The organism is Ensifer canadensis (assembly GCF_017488845.2).
In the GTDB taxonomy this organism is placed as follows: Bacteria; Pseudomonadota; Alphaproteobacteria; order Rhizobiales; family Rhizobiaceae; genus Ensifer; species Ensifer canadensis.
In genome coordinates, this window is record NZ_CP083370.1 from 1,277,514 (window position 1) to 1,296,854 (window position 19,341).

14 protein-coding genes are annotated in these 19,341 nt (G+C 60.3%); 13 read left to right on the forward strand and 1 reads right to left on the reverse strand.

Annotated elements, in window-relative coordinates; translation table 11 throughout:
• Positions 1-135: 135 nt before the first annotated feature.
• The 6 genes from bamA to lpxB are packed head-to-tail and all read left to right on the forward strand — an operon-like array spanning position 136 to position 6,925.
• Positions 136-2,469, forward strand: a complete 2,334-nt coding sequence (gene bamA, locus J3R84_RS06290) for an outer membrane protein assembly factor BamA (RefSeq protein ID WP_025426825.1) — start codon at positions 136-138, stop codon at positions 2,467-2,469.
• 48 nt (positions 2,470-2,517) lie between these two features.
• On the forward strand, positions 2,518-3,582 hold the full coding sequence (gene lpxD / locus J3R84_RS06295; protein ID WP_025426826.1) for a UDP-3-O-(3-hydroxymyristoyl)glucosamine N-acyltransferase: 1,065 nt from the start codon (positions 2,518-2,520) through the stop codon (positions 3,580-3,582).
• Complete coding sequence (fabZ, locus tag J3R84_RS06300; protein ID WP_025426827.1) at positions 3,575-4,039, forward strand: 3-hydroxyacyl-ACP dehydratase FabZ; 465 nt, start codon at positions 3,575-3,577, stop codon at positions 4,037-4,039. The genes lpxD and fabZ overlap by 8 nt, the downstream gene beginning before the upstream one ends.
• Positions 4,040-4,041: 2 nt before the next feature.
• On the forward strand, positions 4,042-4,851 hold the full coding sequence (gene lpxA, locus J3R84_RS06305; protein WP_025426828.1) for an acyl-ACP--UDP-N-acetylglucosamine O-acyltransferase: 810 nt from the start codon (positions 4,042-4,044) through the stop codon (positions 4,849-4,851).
• A gap of 5 nt (positions 4,852-4,856) precedes the next feature.
• Entirely contained in the window at positions 4,857-5,744 is an 888-nt protein-coding gene (locus tag J3R84_RS06310) for an LpxI family protein (RefSeq protein WP_025426829.1), read from the forward strand.
• The gene (gene lpxB, locus J3R84_RS06315) at positions 5,741-6,925 is read left to right on the forward strand and encodes a lipid-A-disaccharide synthase (RefSeq protein WP_057205058.1); all 1,185 of its coding nucleotides are present in this window, start codon (positions 5,741-5,743) and stop codon (positions 6,923-6,925) included. Before J3R84_RS06310 ends, lpxB begins: the two co-directional genes overlap by 4 nt.
• A 35-nt stretch (positions 6,926-6,960) precedes the next feature.
• Here lpxB and gltA read toward each other — a convergent pair whose 3' ends face one another.
• Positions 6,961-8,250 carry a citrate synthase gene (gltA, locus tag J3R84_RS06320; RefSeq protein WP_025426831.1) on the reverse strand — a complete coding sequence of 430 codons (1,290 nt, stop codon included), beginning with the start codon at positions 8,248-8,250 and terminating at the stop codon, positions 6,961-6,963.
• Between the two features lie 317 nt (positions 8,251-8,567).
• On the opposite strand from gltA, the gene J3R84_RS06325 reads away from it, so the two are divergent.
• The 7 genes from J3R84_RS06325 (at position 8,568) to J3R84_RS06355 (ending at position 19,224) form a co-directional block, all read left to right on the forward strand.
• Positions 8,568-11,048 (forward strand): ComEC/Rec2 family competence protein, encoded by a 2,481-nt coding sequence (locus tag J3R84_RS06325; RefSeq protein ID WP_203527253.1) that lies wholly within the window; start codon positions 8,568-8,570, stop codon positions 11,046-11,048.
• Between the two features lie 173 nt (positions 11,049-11,221).
• Positions 11,222-12,271 (forward strand): tonB-system energizer ExbB, encoded by a 1,050-nt coding sequence (gene exbB / locus J3R84_RS06330; RefSeq protein ID WP_057205051.1) that lies wholly within the window; start codon positions 11,222-11,224, stop codon positions 12,269-12,271.
• A 3-nt stretch (positions 12,272-12,274) separates the two neighbouring features.
• Positions 12,275-12,700, forward strand: a complete 426-nt coding sequence (exbD, locus tag J3R84_RS06335) for a TonB system transport protein ExbD (RefSeq protein WP_025426837.1) — start codon at positions 12,275-12,277, stop codon at positions 12,698-12,700.
• Positions 12,701-12,934: 234 nt separating this feature from the next.
• Positions 12,935-13,600 (forward strand): protein-L-isoaspartate O-methyltransferase family protein, encoded by a 666-nt coding sequence (locus J3R84_RS06340; protein ID WP_025426838.1) that lies wholly within the window; start codon positions 12,935-12,937, stop codon positions 13,598-13,600.
• A 287-nt stretch (positions 13,601-13,887) separates the two neighbouring features.
• Complete coding sequence (gene tolC, locus J3R84_RS06345; protein ID WP_203527251.1) at positions 13,888-15,258, forward strand: outer membrane channel protein TolC; 1,371 nt, start codon at positions 13,888-13,890, stop codon at positions 15,256-15,258.
• Between the two features lie 184 nt (positions 15,259-15,442).
• On the forward strand, positions 15,443-16,261 hold the full coding sequence (locus tag J3R84_RS06350; RefSeq protein WP_025426840.1) for a PopZ family protein: 819 nt from the start codon (positions 15,443-15,445) through the stop codon (positions 16,259-16,261).
• Between the two features lie 122 nt (positions 16,262-16,383).
• Positions 16,384-19,224: a valine--tRNA ligase gene (locus tag J3R84_RS06355; RefSeq protein ID WP_057205048.1), complete on the forward strand. Its 2,841-nt coding sequence runs from the start codon at positions 16,384-16,386 to the stop codon at positions 19,222-19,224.
• Positions 19,225-19,341 lie beyond the last annotated feature (117 nt).

Below are 19,341 nucleotides of genomic sequence, written 5' to 3' on the forward strand. Positions count from 1 at the left end.
AGCCACGGTTCGAATTGAAGTAAACAGAAATTAACGAGCTGACTTGCTTGTATGGGAAAAGCGGGTAAAACGGCAACCGTGACCGGAGTCGGCACGAAATTGCCGCGCGACGTTGGGAAAAGGTAAGATTTGAACATGAAAGCTGGTTCAAGGTTTTTGAACGCGGTGTCGGCGTTTGCGCTGTCCACGAGTATGGTGGTTTCTGGCGCTGGTGTTGGATTGCTCGCAGGCGCTTCCGTCGCAGAGGCCGCGACCATTAGTCGTGTTGAAGTCCGCGGAGCCACGCGCGTCAGCGCTGAAACGGTTCGTGCGAACATCACGATTGTCCCTGGCAAGAGCTTCAGCAACGCCGATATCGATGCTTCCGTGAAGCGCCTTTACGCGACAGGCTATTTCTCCGATGTCAGCATCAATGTCGCTGGCGGCACGCTTGTCGTCACCGTCAGCGAGAACCAACTGGTCAACCAGGTCGTCTTCAACGGCAACCGCAAGATCAAGGACGACAAGCTTCAGCTCGCCGTCCGCACGCAGCCGCTCGGACCCTACAGCCAGGCGACGGTCGAAACGGATATCCAGTCGATCAAGGACGCCTATGCTGCGATCGGTCGCAGTGATGTCACTGTGACGACCCAGGTCGTCCCGATCGCTGAAGGTCGCGTCAATCTTGCTTTCGTCATCAACGAAGGCGAGCGCACCAAGATTGCGCAGATCAATTTTGTCGGCAACGAAGCCTATAGCGATGGTCGTCTGCAATCCATCATTGCGACGAAGGAATCAGGTATCTTCTCGTTCCTGACCCGCAAGGACGTCTACAACCCGGACAAGCTGCGCGCTGACGAAGAGTTGCTGCGTCAGTTCTACTACAACCGCGGTTATGCCGACTTCCAGGTCGTTTCGTCCGAGTCTTCTCTTAATGAGGCGACCAACGAATACACCGTGACGATCACCGTTGAAGAAGGTCCGCGCTACGACTTTGGTGCAGTGACTGTCGAATCGACGGTTGAAGGTGTGGATGCCGAATCGCTGAAGGGCGTCGTGCTTAGCCGCGAAGGCTCGGTCTACAAGGCCAGGGACATTCAGGAAACGATGAGCGAGATCTCGAGGCGCGTCGCTTCGGCTGGCTACCCGTTTGCCCGCGTGACGCCGCGCGGTAACCGCGACCTCAGCAATCATACGATTGCCGTCGACTATCTCGTCGATCAGGGCGAGCGCGCCTACGTCGAGCGTATCGAAATTCGCGGCAACACCCGAACTCGCGACTACGTCATTCGCCGCGAGTTCGATATGGGTGAAGGCGATGCCTTCAATCAGGAAATGGTTGCGCGCGCCAAGCGTCGCCTTGAGGCTCTCGGTTACTTCTCGACCGTCAATATCTCGACGGCACCTGGCAGTGCGGCAGACCGCGTCGTGGTTATCGTTGACGTACAGGATCAGTCGACCGGTTCGTTCGGTATCGGTGCCGGCTACTCCGCTGGCAGCGGTGGCGGCTTCCTCGTCGAAGCCTCGATCGAGGAAAAGAACTTCCTGGGTCGCGGTCAGTACATTCGCGTCGCGGCAGGTCGCGGCGAAGAGAGTCGGACCTACAACGTTTCGTTCACCGAGCCGTATTTCCTTGGCTATCGTCTGGCTGCCGGCTTCGACGTCTTCAAGAACGAAAACGACTTCGACGACGAAGACTACAGCTATGAAGACCAGGGTTTCAGCCTGCGCATAGCGGCGCCGATCACAGAGAACCTGTCGACCACGCTGCGGTATAACTTCACGACGTTTGACTATAGCGGTAATATTGCAGATCTGTCTTCGCCTTACGTCCGAGCGGTTGAAGGCGGAAACTGGGTCCGTTCGTCGGTATCGCAATCGATCACTTACAACACGCTCGATGATGCGCAACTGCCGCACGATGGCATTCTGGCGACGTTTACGCAGGAGTTCGCCGGCCTCGGTGGCGACTCTGATTTCTACAAGATCACCGGTAAGGCCAAGTGGTATTACACGGTGAACGATGAGGCGGATATTATTGCTTCGCTTGCCGGCGGTGCGGGTCATATCTTCGAGACCGGTAGCGATCTTCAGGTCTTTGACCAGTTCCAACTGGGCAGCAACGATATTCGTGGCTTCGAGCGCAACGGGGTCGGCCCGCGTGATCAGGCAACAGGCGATGCGCTTGGTGGCACCACCTATTTCACGGCGTCGGCCGAAGCAACGTTTCCGCTGCCTGGCATCCCGCGTGACAGCGGCTTCCGCGGCGCAATCTTCGCCGATGCAGGTACGCTCTACAGCAATAAGGTCGCTACGCTGCCCAGTGAAACGGTACTGGGTAACGACTCCTCGCTGCGTGCATCGGTCGGTCTCGGCCTGATCTGGGCGTCGCCGTTCGGTCCGCTGCGTGTCGACTACGCTTGGCCGATCGCGAAGGAAGATTTTGACCGGGTTCAGAATCTGAAGTTCGGTATTTCCTCGTCGTTCTGATAAAGAAGCAGTCCAGAACTGCCAAAAGTAGATCGTTCTGGAGTGTCCATGGAACAGAATTGGTTTTTTCCGCCCCATCAAGGGATTCGTCTGGGTGACCTGGCGAACCAAATTGGGGCGGATCTGACGGATGGCGCGGTGGCAGATCGCGCTATCCACTCGGTAGCACCTGTCAATCGGGCAAAGCCCGGTGACGTCTGTTACATGCTTTCGCGCAAGTACCGTGCTGAGCTGGAAAGCTGCCAGGCTTCCGCGATTATCTGCGACAAGACGATCGCCCCACTCGTACCGTCTCACATTCCCGTTCTCTTGACTGCGCGGCCGCATACGGCCTTCGCGCTGGCAGGTACACTCTTGCACGAGGCTGCCATGCGCCCGGCGCGCAATACCAGCCTTGCCGGTGTGTCGCCGGCCGCCTTCGTTGACCCGACGGCACGCCTTGAAGAGGGCGTGGAGATCGAGCCGATGGCAGTCGTTGGGGCCGGCGCCGAAATTGGTAGCGGAACGAGAATTGCCGCAGGTGTCGTCATAGGGCCGGGCGTTCGCATTGGCCGAGACTGCACGATCGCGGCGGGCGCAAGCGTTCTCTGCGCTCTTGTCGGCAACAGTGTCATCATTCACCCAGGTGCCCGGATCGGCCAGGATGGGTTCGGCTACGCGCCGGGCCCCAAGGGTGGAATGATCAAGATCGTTCAGGTCGGACGTGTGATCATTCAGGATCATGTCGAGATCGGCGCGAACACGACGATCGATCGTGGCACCATGGACGACACCGTCATCGGCGAAGGCACGAAGATCGACAACCTTGTACAGATCGGCCACAACGTCCGCATCGGCCGTTATTGCGGCATCGTCAGTCAGGTCGGCATCGCCGGCAGCACCAGGATTGGTGACGGCGTGATGATCGGCGGCGGTAGCGGCGTCAACGGCCACATCACTGTGGGTGACGGCGTTCAGATCGCTGCCATGAGCGGCGTTGCAAGCGACGTCCCTGCGGGCGAACGCTATGGCGGTATTCCAGCGCGCCCCATGCGCGATTTCCTGCGCGATGTCGCCGAAATGGCCTTGCGCGCAAGTGACAGACAGAAAAAGAAGGATGGCACGAATGAGTGAGGCGGCAACGGTTCTGGGTACGGCTGATATTCAGGAGATCCTGAAGCTTCTTCCGCATCGTTATCCCTTCCTGCTCGTCGACCGGATCATCGAGATCGACGGCGACAATTCGGCGATCGGCATCAAGAACGTCTCGGCAAATGAGCCGCACTTTACCGGCCATTTTCCGGAGAAGCCGATCATGCCGGGCGTCCTGCTGATCGAGGGCATGGCGCAGACGGCGGGCGCGATCTGCGCGCGCAAGACTGCTTCGGGTACCAACCTCGTCTACTTCATGACCATCGACAATGCGCGCTTCCGCAAGCCGGTTGTTCCGGGTGATCGTGTTGAGTTTCATGTCGTGAAGCAGAAACAGCGCGGCAATATCTGGAAGTTTCATTGTGACGCAAAAGTTGACGGGCAACTTGTCGCGGAAGCTGATATCGGCGCGATGATAGTCAGCACGGAAGACGCTTAAACATGATTGCATCAACAGCGAAGATCCACCCGTCCTCGATCATCGAAGATGGCGCGGTCATCGGTGAGAACGTCAAAATCGGCCCGTTTTGCTACATCGGGCCGAAAGTCGTTCTCGGAGACGACATGGAACTGATGAGCCACGTCGTTGTCGCCGGCCGCACGACGGTCGGCAAGGGCACCAAGATTTTCCCGAATGCCGTCATTGGCGGAGATTCGCAAAGCGTGCATCACAGCACTGTCGACACCATTTTGCAGATCGGCGACAACTGCACGATCCGCGAAGGTGTCACGATGAATGCGGGAACCGTCGAATATGGCGGTGCGACGATCGTCGGCAATAACAATCTGTTCCTCGCCTATTCGCATGTGGCGCATGATTGCCGCCTCGGCAGCAACATCATCATGTCGAACAACGTGTTGTTGGCCGGCCATGTGACGATCGAGGACCGCGCTATCCTTGGCGGCGGCTGTGCCGTGCACCAATTCACGCGCATCGGTCGTCAGGCGTTCATCGGCGGCCTCTCCGCCGTAAGCTACGACGTCATTCCCTATGGCATGCTCAACGGCAATCCCGGTGTCCTGAGCGGGCTGAACGTTGTGGGCATGACCCGGGCGGGCATTGAGCGTGCAACGATCCACGTGGTTCGCCGCGCCTACAAGCAGATCTTCGAGGGCCCAGAATCAGTTCGCGCCAATGCCGCCGCCATTCGCGCTGATTATGCCGACTGTGCGCCTGTTGTCGAAATCCTCGATTTCATCGCAGCCGAAAGCGACAGGGCACTGTCTTCACCAAGTCGCGGCAAGGCCTGACCGTGATGTCGGCCACGGCGAGCCGCGCAGCAACTGGCGGCCGGCTCGCGATCATCGCCGGCGGCGGAGCGCTGCCGCATCATGTGGCCGAGGCCGTTCGTGCCCGTGGAGAAGATCCATTTGTGATCGCGCTCTCGCGCGAAGCGGAAGAGAGCGATTGGGTCGGTTTCGATCACTCCGTGCTCGCCATCGGCGATTTCTCCGGCATCAGCCGCACATTCAAAGAACAACGCATCGACCGCGTTGTGCTTTCGGGCTGGGTCCGTCGTAGACCGGAATGGCGCGACATTCGCCCGACGCTGAAAACGCTTGCCAGAATACCGAGCGTTTTGAAGACGCTGGTGTCTGGCGGCGATGACGCTGTCTTGCGCATGGCGATGCAACTCATCGAAGCAAGCGGCGCCCACGTGATCGGCGTGCATGAGGTGGTTCCGAACCTTCTGGCGGATCCAGGGCCGATTGGCGCTATCGCCCCATCGGACGATGACAGACGCGACGTTGAGGCCGGCATCGCTGCCGCCAACGCGCTTGGCGAACTCGACGTGGGGCAGGGCGCCATCGCTGTCGGTGGTCGCGTGGTTGCCCTGGAGGGCGCCGAGGGCACCGATGCGATGCTCGAGCGGGTGGCGACACTCAAGACGGAAGGACGCGTCTCGGCGCGTCGGCGTGGCGTTCTGGTCAAGCTTTGTAAGCCGGGGCAGGACTTGCGTGCGGATCTGCCATCGATCGGACCATCGACCGTCGCTGGCGCTGTCGCGGCCGGGCTTGCCGGAATTGCTGTCGAGGCCGGTCGCGCCCTGGTGCTCGAGCGCGCGGAGGTGATCGAAGCTGCCAACCGCGCGGGGCTGTTTGTCATTGGTGTCGAGCGGAGCGGTCACCGGGGAAAAGCATGAGCGGACAAGGCTACAAGCTGGCGGTCATTGCCGGCGAGGTATCGGGCGATCTTCTTGGCGCAGATCTGGTGCGGGCACTGCGTGCACAATGCGGGCGTGATGTCGAGCTTGTCGGCGTTGGCGGCGACGGTCTTGAGGGCGAAGGCCTGGAATCGCTGTTCGATTATTCCGAACTTTCGATCATGGGCTTCTCGCAAGTGCTCGCGCGTCTGCCAAAGTTGATTCTGCGCATCCGCCAGACGGCGAATGCCATTATTGCTGCGCGCCCCGATGCCTTGCTGATCATCGATAGTCCGGATTTCACCCATCGTGTCGCGCGTCGCGTTCGCGACGCGCTGCCGGATCTGCCTGTCATCAACTATGTCTGCCCGAGCGTATGGGCCTGGAAGCCGGAACGCGCGCCGCGCATGCGCAGCTATGTCGATCATGTTCTGGCGGTGCTGCCGTTCGAGCCCGAGACCATGCGCAAGCTTGAGGGGCCGCCGACGACCTATATCGGCCATCGGCTTGCCTCGGATGCCAATGTGCTTGCCGTCCGCGCCAGCCGACGCGAAAGACTGAACGACGTCAATGGTAGCGCGGTTTCCACCTGCCTGCTTCTGCCGGGATCGCGTTCAAGCGAAATCAAGCGGCTGCTACCGATCTTCAGGCAGATGACCGAGGAACTCGCTCGCCGGCATTCCGGCGTCCGCTTGCTGTTGCCGACGGTTCCGCGCCAGGAAAAACTGGTGCGCGAGATCACGGCCGGTTGGACGGTTCAGCCGGAAATATTGGTGGGAGCCACCGAGAAATGGGCTGCCTTCGACAAGGCGGATGCGGCAATCGCCGCGTCGGGAACGGTCATCCTAGAGCTTGCGCTAGCCGGCGTTCCCGTCGTTTCTACCTATGATGCCGACTGGCTTGTGCGGTTGCTGCACAACCGCATCCGCATCTGGAGCGGGGCGCTTCCCAATCTCATCGCCGATTTCCCGATCGTGCCGGAGTATTTCAACCAGAGCATTCGTCCGGGCGCCTTGACCCGCTGGGTCGAGCGGCTGTCCGGGCCGACGGCCCAGCGCGCGTCGATGCTCGACGGCTACGCGCTGGTACAGCAGCGCATGGCGACAAGCAGACCGCCGGGCGAATTGGGCGCCGAGATCGTCCTCTCCTATCTGCAAAATCGAAAGCCCGGTCATCTCTGACCGGGCTTTTCTCATTTCCTGATTTCCGTTTGGCGTTAACGCTTGGAGACCGGCACGTAGTCACGCTGCGGAGCGCCGACATAGAGCTGGCGCGGGCGGCCGATGCGCTGTTCCGGATCTTCGATCATTTCGTTCCACTGGGCGATCCAGCCGACGGTGCGCGCAAGCGCGAACAGCACGGTGAACATGGTGGTGGGGAAGCCCAGCGCCTTCAGCGTGATGCCGGAGTAGAAGTCGATGTTCGGGTAGAGCTTCTTCTCGACGAAGTACTCGTCGGTGAGCGCGATACGTTCGAGTTCCATCGCCACTTCGAGGAGGGGATCGTCCTTGTGGCCGAGTTCTGCAAGCACTTCATGCGTGGTCTTCTGCATGATCTTGGCGCGCGGATCGTAGTTCTTGTAGACGCGGTGGCCGAAGCCCATCAGGCGGAACGGATCATTCTTGTCCTTGGCCTTGGCGATGTATTCCGGAATGCGGTCAGCCGTGCCGATTTCGGCCAGCATGTTGAGCGCAGCTTCGTTCGCGCCGCCGTGGGCCGGGCCCCAGAGGCAGGCGATGCCAGCGGCGATGCAGGCAAAGGGATTGGCACCTGACGAACCGGCAAGGCGCACGGTCGAGGTCGAAGCATTCTGCTCGTGGTCGGCATGCAGGATGAAGATGCGATCCATGGCGCGCGACAACACCGGGTTCACTACATATTCCTCGCAAGGCACGGCAAAGCACATGCGCAGGAAGTTCGAGGCGTAGTCTAGATCGTTCTTCGGATAAACGAACGGCTGGCCGATATGGTACTTGTAGGCCATCGCGGCGATCGTCGGCATCTTGGCGATCATGCGCAGCGAAGCGACCATGCGCTGGTGCGGATCGGTGATGTCGGTCGAGTCGTGATAGAAGGCCGACAGGGCGCCGACGCAACCGCACATGACGGCCATCGGGTGGGCATCGCGACGGAAGCCGGTGAAGAAGCGCGACATCTGCTCATGCACCATGGTGTGGTGTGTGACGCGGTAGTCGAAGTCAGCCTTCTGCGCCTTCGTCGGCAGTTCGCCGTAAAGCAGGAGATAGCAGACTTCGAGGAAGTCGCCATGTTCTGCGAGCTGTTCGATCGGGTAGCCGCGGTGCAGGAGCACGCCTTCGTCACCGTCGATATAGGTGATCTTGGATTCGCACGACGCCGTCGACGTAAAGCCCGGGTCGTAGGTGAACATCTTGGTCTGCTTGTAGAGCGAGCCGATATCGACCACATCAGGACCGATGGACCCCGATCGCACTGGTAGCTCCGCCGACTTTCCATCGAATGTTACGACCGCGCTTTTTTCTGTCATGGGGACCCTCCGTCTTATGGCAACGTGGCACAGAGACCATGCCACGAAAATGAACGTTGCGAATTTGCTATATGATTTATTTTCGGCTGCCAAGCTGTACGAAAGGCAAATTGTGCGATGCGAAAATGTGCATATGGCGACGCAATAATCGCACGTTAGAGTAATATGTCCAACCGGATCAATAACTGTCAGGATAATGATGCGGTACCATTCCATATAGGTTTGCCGCTTTTTTCGGCAGATGACGTTCAGGTTGCGGTTGGGTGATGTTGGTTGCATGATCGACCTCTACCGTCTTAGGGGAGTGGTACCGTACGATGAGCGAGATCGAAGTCCGGTCTTTGATGCAGGACGCAGATCGTGTCGCTCCGGCACCACCCGCTTCGGTTTCGATCGGGAGCATGTCTGCAACGCCTGCGAATGCACGCGGCAACCTCGTTTTTCGCCTTGTCAAATCTTGCGCCGCGCTCGCGCACGCACGCCTCCGACCAGAGGCGATTGCCGCACACTGGCGCGAAGCGGTCGAAGAAGAATCGGCCTTCGGCCACGGATTGGTGCTTGTCCCCGTCCTGTTAGCCGCCGGCGTGCTGACGTGGCTCTCGCTGCCCTATGACCTCGGACTCATCAAACTTGCACTGCTGCTTTGCGTTTTCGGAATAGCCGCCTTGCTGTGCAACCTCCGTGTGCGCGCCCTGCGTGCGCCGAGGATCGCAGCGGGGCTGTTCACGGCGGGAATGATGCTTGCGGCGATCGAGGCATCGCGCATCGACACGATCGTTCTCGATGGACCGGTAACGACGAACCTGCGCGGCAAGGTATTTTCGCGCGAGAAGAATGATCGGGACCACTGGCGCTACGGAATTGTCATCGAGCAAACCACGAAGCCGACGTTGCGCCGTGCGCCGTTGAAGGCCATGGTGCTGTCGCGCAGCCCGCACGCGCCGTTGGCGATCGGGGCAACGATCGAGGGCAGGGCGCGTCTTTCGCCGCCTTCCGGCCCTGCGTTGCCAGGCCTCAACGACTTCGCATTCGATTCTTATTTCCGGCAGATCGGCGCCGTCGGTTACTTCTATGGTGCGCCACTTAGCCCGATAGCCGACGGTGCTGCGACGGTGGCGGACCGCTCGTTTTGGATGCGGATGGCGGAGTATCTGGCCGCGCTACGCGAAACGGTCGGCGAGCGGATCCGCACGGCAGTCGGTGGCGACACTGGTGCGCTCGCTGCAGCCCTGGTGACGGCGGAAGAAAGGGCGATTGGTCGCGACACCGTCGAGATGCTGCGACAGGCGGGCTTGGCGCACGTTTTGGCGATCTCCGGTCTCAAGATGGTGCTTGCGGCAGGTACGTTTCTAATCGGAGCGCGTACCGTCTTGAGTGCGGTTCCCGGGTTGGCGCAGCGCGTGGCGATCAAGAAGGTTGCCGCTGCGGGCGCTCTGGCAATGGTCTTCCTTTACATCTTGATTTCCGGTGGAGCCGTATCCGCCGTCCGCGCCTGGATCATGATTTCGAACATGCTGGTTGCGGTCTTCTTCGACCGCATGTCGATCAGCCTGAGAAATATCGCGCTGGCTGCGATTGTCATCATCGTGATCACGCCATCTGCCGTTGCGGGGCCGGGCTTCCAGATGTCGTTCGCCGCCACGCTGGCGTTGGTTGCTGGCTATGCGCGCTGGCGCCAGCGTGCGGAAGCAGAAGAGCCGGCAGTCGCCGGGCGTTGGTGGGGCAGGCGGCTCGTCACGGGTTTCGTTATCGGCGTGGTTGCGACCTCATTGATCGGCGGACTTGCAACCGCGGTTTACTCTGCCGCCTATTTCCAGCGACTGCCGGCCTATGGGTTGCTCGCCAATATTCTCGCAGCGCCACTGATCAGCATTGTGATCATGCCGTTCGGCCTCTTCGCCATGGTGTTGACGCCTTTCGGTCTCGAGCAGTACCCGCTCGCCGTCATGGCTTGGGGCCTTGACGGTATGCTGGTGATCGCCCGCTTCGTCACGTCGCTCGACGGCGAGTTTCTGACCGGCCGCGTCGGGCCGCTGGCATTCGTTCTTATCGCTGCCGGCGGCGTTATTCTGTGTGTGTTGCGCACTTGGCTGGCAGGGCTCGGAGCCGTGCTGCTGTTTTCCGGACTCGTGTGCCTCGCGTTCGAAGACAGGCAATTGCCGGCGATCGTGGTATCGGAAGATGGGCGCCTCGTCGGATTGGTCACCGACGCCGCCATTGCGACGAACCGGGATCGTCCCTCCGACTTCCTTTTCTCTCAATGGCAGCGGGCATTGGCGGTCGACGCCCACGTCGCTCCGATGCCCGCGCAAGGGGCGGTCGCTGATGGTCTTTATCCCGAGGCGAAGCTACGGCCCGCGAAGGCGCAAACGAGGACCATCGATGCCGCGACAGCCGCCGCCATCCGTCACGATATCAACTCCGCGCTCGGCCAAGTTTCGCCGAATGCTTTTTCGTGCCGCGAGAAAGAATGGTGCATCGCTCGAAGCGATGCCGGCTGGACCGTTGCTCTCGTCGAAAACCCCTACCTGTTTGAGGTGCTGTGCAATCAGGTCGATCTGCTGATCGTGCCGGGAAGCACCGAGCGGACCTGTTCATCCGGCCGGGCGCGGATCCTGAGTGGACGCCTGCTGCGATTGGTAGGTGCGATCGAGATTTTCGCCGAGCCGGTTGCGGGCGATGAGCTTCCGAAAATGCGCTTCAAGACGTCGTTCACGTCGCTGCAACGCCCTTGGGAGCGGCACCGCGCATATGACTGGAGAAGTGACGGCTTCGTCGATAACTCTCCCGCCCTTTGAGATCTCGATTGAAACGCAGGCATGAAATTATTCTTGATCTTTATACTCCACAAATCCTTGTGTTTCGTTCATAGTTTGTCGTAAAGAGCGGCCAATGCACGTTGAGGTGGCCGAAATTCCGGCTGCCCTGTGATTTTTGTGATGGCGAAACGGACCAGTACGCGAGGAACAAGATGCCCAATCGAACACGATCGAAGCTGAATTTGTTGGCCGCAGCGACATTGGTGCTGGCTTCTGGTCTTCCCTCGACGGTCGTGTTTGCACAGGCGACAACCTCAACCGAAACGACCGCTCCTGCGGTCAGCCAGGCTCAAGACGCGGGACCTGCGGGAACGGCACGGGCCAATGCCAATGCAGCGGCCCGTGGCGAGCAGCCGACTGTCGACGGTCTTCCGGCCACCGGGTCTGAAGCCGGCGCACAAACACCGGCTGTGTCGATTGAGACGCCCGCAGCAGAAGCGGCGGCCAACCCAGTCCTGCCACACGACCTTTCGCCTATCGGCATGTTCCTTGCCGCCGACATGGTGGTGAAGGCAGTGATGATCGGGCTGGCGCTCGCCTCGGTCATCACCTGGGCGATTTTCGTGGCCAAGACGTTTGAACTCTTCGCCGCAAAGGCGCGCCTCAGCCGCGCCGTCCGTCAGCTCTCCGCTGCAAACGGGTTGGCAGAGCTTAAGTCCACATTCAACGGCAAGGCGGGCCCTGCCGCGGAAATGGTTGCCGCTGCGATCGATGAGATGGTGCGTTCGGAGGCTGTGCTCGATCACGCACCGGCAGCTGGTCTCAAGGAACGCGTCGCATCGCTGCTGACGCGTATCGAGGTTCGCGCCGGCAAGCGCATGACGAGCGGAACGGGCATCCTTGCCTCGATCGGCTCCGTCGGCCCGTTCGTCGGTCTGTTCGGAACCGTCTGGGGGATCATGAACTCCTTCATTGGCATCAGCAAAGCGCAGACGACCAACCTGGCGATCGTTGCTCCCGGTATTGCCGAAGCGCTGCTGGCGACCGCAATCGGTCTCGTTGCCGCTATCCCCGCCGTTATCATCTACAACTACTTTGCCCGCGCGGTGGGTGGCTACAAGGTGATCCTCGCCGACGCGGCAGCCGCCGTCGAACGGCTTGTCAGCCGCGATCTCGATCATCGCCTGGTCCGCAAGGCGCAACCGCGTCGCCAGGATGGCTTTGCCCATCCGGCAGACGCGTCGATCGCAAGGATCGGGTGAGACATGGCCGGCAAGGTTACCGACAGCGGCGGCGATCTCGACGAGAACAGCGAGATCAACGTCACCCCATTCATCGATGTCATGCTCGTTTTGCTGATCATCTTCATGGTCGCGGCACCACTTGCGACCGTGGACATGAAGGTCGATCTGCCGCAATCGGCCTCCAAGCCGACGCCGCGCGACGATAAGCCGGTCTTCGTCACGCTCAACGCCGACCTCGGTCTGGCGATTGGCAACGAAGAAACAGCCCGTGAGGAATTTGCGGTGGAGCTTCAGCGCCTGACGGAGGGTAACACCGAGACGCGCGTTCTGCTGCGTGCGGACAAGGCCGTCGACTACGGCGAGCTGATGACGGTCATGAACCTCATCCAGAACGCCGGTTATACGAAGATTGCCCTCGTTGGGCTCGAAGGGGCGCCTGGCCGCTGACGTCAGGCTCTCTCTGTTCTGGCGGCAGCCAGCGCCGCCGCCCGTGCCGGGCCGTGCAAACGTCGCTTCGGTGTTTCTCGTTCCTTTTTCCGCTGCAAGATGTCGCTGTCGCTTGAAACCAGCGGGAGGGCGATTTATGAGCTTATATAAAGGCGCCATATTTGGCAGCCAGAAGACGACTGCGCGGTCATCCGGGATACCGGTGCCGTGCCATCCGGACACGAGGGCAGTATGATGAATTTCGAAGCGGCGCGCACCAAGATGGTGGACAACCAGATCCGGACGACGGATGTGACGTCCCATGCGATCCTGTCCGCTTTCCTCTCCGTACCGCGCGAAGAATTCGTGCCTTCGCGGATGAAGGAACTCGCCTATATCGATGCCGACATCGAACTCGACGGCGCTAAGGGCGCAAGCCCGCGGTACCTGATGGAGCCGTCGCCGCTCGCCAAGCTGCTGCAACTCGCCGAAATCTCGAAGTCAGACGTGGTGCTGGAGATCGGCTGTGGCACCGGTTACGCCTCGGCGCTGCTTTCGTTGATCGCCGGTTCGGTCGTCGCACTCGAAAGCGATGAAGCGCTTGCCGCAACTGCGACGGAAACCTTGGCACGGCTGGGCTATGACAACGTTGCCGTGGTCACCGGCGATCTTGGCAAGGGATATGCCGGCGAGGCACCCTATGATGTCATTTTCGTTCATGGTTCGGTAGAAGTGCTTCCTCCGGCCTTGTTCGAGCAGTTGCGCGACGGCGGCCGGCTTATTGCCGTTGAAGGCTTCGGTAACGCTTCGCGTGCTAAGCTTTATGTCCATGAGCATGGGAAGACGTCCGAAAGGGCGGATTTCAACACTGCGGTCAAGCCGCTTCCCGGCTTCCGCCGCGAGCAGACTTTTGTTTTTTGAGGTGCCACTTATTGAGGTATCTCAACATTTGATTGTGCTGCTAAAATAGCAATGTTGCCAATTGGCAACGAACCACCTGTTTCTTTTTGAAATGATCGTGCGCAGTATCGGTGTACAGTTGTGATCAGGCCGAATCCGGGTTTCAAAGAGTGCTGAGGTAGTGATTTGCTCACCGGTGGGCGGTGTGAGCGCTTCATCGCCGTATTTAGGGCGGCCCGGTTTCGACGTCGGAATGGTGCCGCAGGAAATAGTGGGCTGGCTTTGCCGCCCCGATCGGAGAGGGAAGTATGGTGTCGATTGTCCGCAAAGCAGCCTTTTGGGCTGCCGTCTCGACGAGTGTACTGCTTGCGCCGCAGGCCGTGCTGGCGGAGACGATCTTCGGCGCAATGGCCAAAGCCTATGAAAATAACCCGGATCTGAACGCCGCGCGCGCTGGTCTTAGGGCGACCGACGAAGGGGTGCCGATCGCGAAGTCCGGGTTTCGTCCACAGGTTTCGGCTTTTGCAAACGGAACGCTTTCAAACGTCGACAACGAGCTTACCGGAAGCCGGGACTTTCATCAGGGGCAGATCGGTATCACCGTAACCCAGATGATTTTTGATGGCTTTCAGACGCTGAACAATGTTCGCGCCGCTGAATCGAATGTCTTCGCCAACCGCGAATCGCTTCGCGCAAACGAGATCCAGATTCTGCTCGCAGCAGCCACGTCCTACGCCAACATCGCGCGCGACCAGCAGATCGTTGTTATTCGCCGGCAGAACCTCGCCTTCCTCAGGGAACAGCTGAACGCATCCCAGGCTCGCCTTGACGTGGGTGAAGGCACCCGCACGGACGTCAGCCTTTCCGAGGCATCGCTTGCCGACGCGCAGTCGCTTCTGATTACCGCCATTGCGCAGTTGAAGCAGAGCGAATCAGTCTACGTGCAGATCGTCGGCGTTGCGCCGACGGGTATCAAGCAGCCGGGGCCGGCCACCAAGGGGCTTCCGCGTTCGCTCGATCAGGCTGTTGCCCTGGGATTGCGTCAGCACCCGACCATTCTCGCCGCCCAGTACAAGGTCGATACGGCCGGCTTCCAGGTGAAGTCTGCTGAAGGCACCATGCTGCCCGGCGTGAGCATTCAGGGGCAGGTTGGACGCGTGACCGGCAACTCCGGCGACGGTCTTGACAGCAACGCGTCGAGCGTTACTGCCCGCCTGACGGTGCCGATCTACCAGGGTGGCGCGGAATACGGTCAGATTCGCCAAGCGAAGGAGACCTTGGGCCAGCAGCGCATCCTCGTCGATTCGCAGCGCGCCGCCGTTCAGCAGAACGTCGTGAGCGCACACGCCCAACTTGAGGCGGCAATTGCGCGCATCGGCGCCAACAAGACGCAGATCTCGGCGGCTAACATGGCGCTTGCCGGCGTCATCGAAGAGCGCAATGTTGGTCAGCGCACTACGCTCGACGTGCTCGATTCGCAGCAGACCGTTCTGAATGCGCAGGAACAGCTGGCTATCGCCCAGCGCGACGCCGTCGTCGCAAGCTACGGTCTGCTCGCTGCCACCGCGACACTGAGCGTCAAGAGCCAGGGCCTGCAGGTCGCGGAATATCGCGCCGAAGAGCATTACGAAGCCGTCAAGGACAAATGGTTCGGACTTCGAACCGTCGACGGCCGCTGATCAAAGAAAACGCCTCGGGAAACCGGGGCGTTTCTGCTTCTGCCGATCGAAACAAATCTGTGCAACAATCCAAGTGTCTGATTCGTGGCGTATGTTTCGTCCGCGGACTCACTTAAGGTTTGTTTGTTATCGGCACATGCGTCGTTTCGGGACACATGCTCTGCCGCGTCAAACGGGGATAGAAATGGCACAGCTCAATGTCGCGCGTGAACCTTCGATGGATGAGATTCTCGCATCCATTCGCAAGATCATCGAGAGCAATGAGCCGGGGCAGACCGATTTCTCCTCGCGTGACCAATACGAGGACGACGGCTCGGATGAGATTGAACTGACGATCGACAGCGAAATCGAGGCTGCCGCTTTCGGCAGGCGGGAGGACCATGGCGAGGCGTCCAAGCTCGCTACACCTTCGCCGGAGATCGAGGTGGCCGTCATTCCTTCGGAGCCGCATTCGAGCATCGCGCAGCCGCCGCTTTCGCTGGCGGACGTTGCAGCCCGAGTAAGGGCGGCCTCCGAGCGCCACACCATGAGCTATACCGCCAAAGAGCCGGTCAAGGATGTGCCTTCGCGCAGCGTTCAGGATAGTCCGGTCATCACGTCACGTATGGCAGCAGTGTCCGCGCCGCCGGCGCCGGTTGATCGTCTCTCGGTGAGCGCCGTACAAGAGCCCGTCAATCGGGCGGTAGCTGTTGAAGCGCTGAAGGTAGCAGACCCGGCACCCGTAGCCGTTTCGGCCGGACCGGTGGCTGTTATTGCCGAAGAGCCCGTGACCGAAAAGGCCGCGCCTGCGATCCTTTCACCCGAGGTTGGTCGTCAGGTCGCTCAGTCCTTCGACAATCTTGCCCAGGCGGTCGACCTCAGCACGCGGCGGTCGTTCGACGAAATTGCCGAAGAAATGCTGCGCCCGATGCTGCAGGAATGGCTGGACGACAACCTACCGACCTTGGTTGAACGGCTGGTGCGTGAAGAGATCGAACGCGTCGCGCGCGGCCCCCGGCGCTAGGATCTGAACCTTTCCGATACAGAGGCCGCGGAACAGTCGCGGCCTTTTTGCGTTCGTGTTGACTTGCACCGGTCGTTCCGGTTTACAAGACATAGACATCAATCTCCAAAATTGGCTTCAAAATGCTTGATAAGACCTACGATTCCGCATCCGTCGACCCACGTATCGCCAAGAAGTGGGACGAAGAAAACGCGTTTCGTGCGGGTGCGGGAGCAAAGCCCGGCGCCGACAGCTTCTGTATCGTGATCCCGCCACCGAACGTGACGGGCTCGCTGCACATGGGCCATGCGCTGAACAACACGCTGCAGGACGTGCTGGTACGGTTCGAGCGCATGCGCGGCAAGGACGTGCTGTGGCAGCCGGGCATGGACCATGCCGGTATCGCCACGCAGATGGTCGTCGAGCGCAAGCTGATGGAACAACAGCAGCACCGCCGCCAGATGGGCCGTGAAGCCTTCATCGAGAAGGTCTGGGAGTGGAAGGCCGAATCCGGCGGGTTGATTTTCAACCAGCTGAAGCGGCTTGGCGCTTCCTGCGACTGGTCGCGCGAGCGCTTCACCATGGACGATGGTCTGTCGGAGGCCGTCCTCGAAGTGTTCGTCTCGCTCTACAAGGAAGGCTTGATCTATAAGGACAAGCGTCTGGTCAATTGGGACCCGAAGCTGCTGACGGCGATTTCCGACCTGGAGGTCGAGCAGCACGAAATCAACGGAAACCTCTGGTACCTGCGCTATCCACTCGAGCCGGGTGTCACCTATCAGCATCCGGTCGCCTTCGACGAAGACGGCAAGGCGACGGAATGGGAAACTCGCGACTACCTGGTCGTTGCCACCACGCGGCCGGAAACGATGCTTGGCGACAGCGGTATTGCCGTCAATCCGGAAGACGCGCGCTACAAGCCGCTCATCGGCAAACACGTCATTCTGCCGATTGTCGGCCGCCGTATCCCCGTTGTCGGTGACGACTATGCCGATCCGACCGCTGGAACGGGCGCCGTCAAGATTACGCCCGCGCACGATTTCAACGATTTCGACGTCGGCAAACGTGCAGGCCTCGCAGCCATCAACATCCTGACCATCGAAGGTCGGATCACCATCAAGGACAATGAGGAGTTCCTCGAGGGCCTCAGCGACCCCGCGGCCCTGCATGGCGCCTGGGATGAGCTTGAGGGCAAGGACCGTTTCGAAGCGCGCAAGATCATCGTTCGGATCTTCGAGGAAGGCGGCCTGCTCGACAAGATTGAGCCGCACAAGCACATGGTCCCGCACGGCGACCGTGGCGGGGTGCCGATCGAGCCGCGCCTGACCGAGCAATGGTATGTCGATGCGAAGACGCTGGCGAAGCCCGCGATCGCATCGGTCAAGGAAGGTCGTACCAACTTCGTCCCGAAGAACTGGGAGAAGACCTATTACGAATGGATGGAGAACATCCAGCCCTGGTGCGTCTCGCGCCAACTCTGGTGGGGACACCAGATCCCGGCCTGGTATGGCCCGGACGGCCAGGTCTTCGTAGAGAAGACCGAGGAAGAGGCGCTGCACGCCGCGATCCAGCACTATCTGGCGCACGAAGGTCCAATGAAGGCCTATGTCGAAGACCTGCTTGAAAACTTCAAGCCGGGCGAGATCCTGACCCGTGACGAAGACGTGCTGGACACCTGGTTCTCGTCGGCGCTCTGGCCGTTCTCGACGCTCGGCTGGCCGAACGAAACGCCGGAACTCGAAAAATACTATCAGACCGATGTTTTGGTCACCGGCTTCGACATCATCTTCTTCTGGGTCGCCCGCATGATGATGATGGGTCTGCATTTCATGAAGGATGCGGACGGTACGCCGGTCGAGCCGTTCCACACCGTCTATGTCCACGCGCTCGTTCGCGACAAGAATGGGCAGAAGATGTCGAAGTCCAAGGGCAACGTCATCGACCCCTTGGAACTGATGGACGAATACGGTGCCGACGCGCTGCGCTTTACCCTGGCGATCATGGCCGCCCAGGGGCGCGACGTGAAGCTCGACACCGCTCGCATTGCCGGCTACCGCAATTTCGGAACGAAGCTCTGGAACGCCACGCGTTTTGCCCAGATGAACGGCGTCACCAATAGTGACGGCTTCATCCCCGAGGCATCGTCGCTGACGATCAATCGCTGGATCCTGACCGAGCTCTCACGGACGATCCGCGATGTCACCGAAGCGCTCGAAGGCTTCCGGTTCAACGAGGCCGCTGGCAGTCTCTATCGGTTCGTCTGGAACCAGTTCTGCGACTGGTACCTCGAACTGCTGAAGCCGGTCTTCAGCGGCGAGGATGAAGCGGCAAAACGCGAATCCCAAGCTTGTGTCGCCTATGTTCTCGATGAGATCTACAAGCTGCTGCACCCCTTCATGCCCTTCATGACCGAAGAGCTCTGGGATCAGACGGCGGGCGAGGGGCGTGAGCGCGCGGGCCTGCTCTGCCACGCGGAATGGCCGTCTGCCTCCTACGCCGACGATGCCGCAGCTGACGAGATCAACTGGCTGATCGATCTGGTTTCCGGCATCCGTTCGGTCCGTTCGGAAATGAACGTCCCGCCGGCAGCGACCGCACCACTCATCGTGGTCGCAGCCAACGCACTGACGCGCGAGCGGCTAGAGCGGCATGCTTCGGCCATCGGTCGCCTGGCGCGCGTCGAGCATATCGACCATGTGGCGGTGGCGCCGGGCGGCAGCGCGCAGATCGTCGTTGCGGAGGCAACGTTCTGCCTGCCGCTTGGCAACCTGATCGATCTCTCGGCCGAAAAATCGCGTCTGGAAAAAGCGATCTCCAAGGTCGAAGTCGAGCGGGAACGTATCCTCAGCAAGCTGGCCAACGAGAAGTTCGTCGCCAATGCAAAGCCGGAGCTGGTCGAAGCCGAGCGTGAACGTCTCGTTGAACTGGATCTGCAGAAGGACTCCCTCGGCATCGCCTTGGCGCGGGTTGCAGAAGCCGGCTGAGGGTACTGCAAGCTCTGATCTTGTGTCATCCGCGGCGGAAACGTCGCGGATTTCGCATTTTCTGGCGAGATCGCTAGAGGTGTCGCCAAGCCGATTCGTTCGGCCAAAACAGTGGCT

What these genes read in the sequence shown, in the direction of transcription:
- fabZ (WP_025426827.1), top strand. Translation starts at nt 3,575, where the DNA reads ATGAGTGAGGCGGCAACGGTTCTGGGTACGGCTGATATTCAGGAGATC.
- exbD (WP_025426837.1), top strand. Translation starts at nt 12,275, where the DNA reads ATGGCCGGCAAGGTTACCGACAGCGGCGGCGATCTCGACGAGAACAGC.
- J3R84_RS06310 (WP_025426829.1), top strand. Translation starts at nt 4,857, where the DNA reads ATGTCGGCCACGGCGAGCCGCGCAGCAACTGGCGGCCGGCTCGCGATC.
- gltA (WP_025426831.1), bottom strand. Translation starts at nt 8,250, where the DNA reads ATGACAGAAAAAAGCGCGGTCGTAACATTCGATGGAAAGTCGGCGGAG.
- J3R84_RS06340 (WP_025426838.1), top strand. Translation starts at nt 12,935, where the DNA reads ATGAATTTCGAAGCGGCGCGCACCAAGATGGTGGACAACCAGATCCGG.
- J3R84_RS06355 (WP_057205048.1), top strand. Translation starts at nt 16,384, where the DNA reads ATGCTTGATAAGACCTACGATTCCGCATCCGTCGACCCACGTATCGCC.
- lpxA (WP_025426828.1), top strand. Translation starts at nt 4,042, where the DNA reads ATGATTGCATCAACAGCGAAGATCCACCCGTCCTCGATCATCGAAGAT.
- J3R84_RS06350 (WP_025426840.1), top strand. Translation starts at nt 15,443, where the DNA reads ATGGCACAGCTCAATGTCGCGCGTGAACCTTCGATGGATGAGATTCTC.
- J3R84_RS06325 (WP_203527253.1), top strand. Translation starts at nt 8,568, where the DNA reads ATGAGCGAGATCGAAGTCCGGTCTTTGATGCAGGACGCAGATCGTGTC.
- exbB (WP_057205051.1), top strand. Translation starts at nt 11,222, where the DNA reads ATGCCCAATCGAACACGATCGAAGCTGAATTTGTTGGCCGCAGCGACA.
- tolC (WP_203527251.1), top strand. Translation starts at nt 13,888, where the DNA reads ATGGTGTCGATTGTCCGCAAAGCAGCCTTTTGGGCTGCCGTCTCGACG.
- lpxB (WP_057205058.1), top strand. Translation starts at nt 5,741, where the DNA reads ATGAGCGGACAAGGCTACAAGCTGGCGGTCATTGCCGGCGAGGTATCG.
- lpxD (WP_025426826.1), top strand. Translation starts at nt 2,518, where the DNA reads ATGGAACAGAATTGGTTTTTTCCGCCCCATCAAGGGATTCGTCTGGGT.
- bamA (WP_025426825.1), top strand. Translation starts at nt 136, where the DNA reads ATGAAAGCTGGTTCAAGGTTTTTGAACGCGGTGTCGGCGTTTGCGCTG.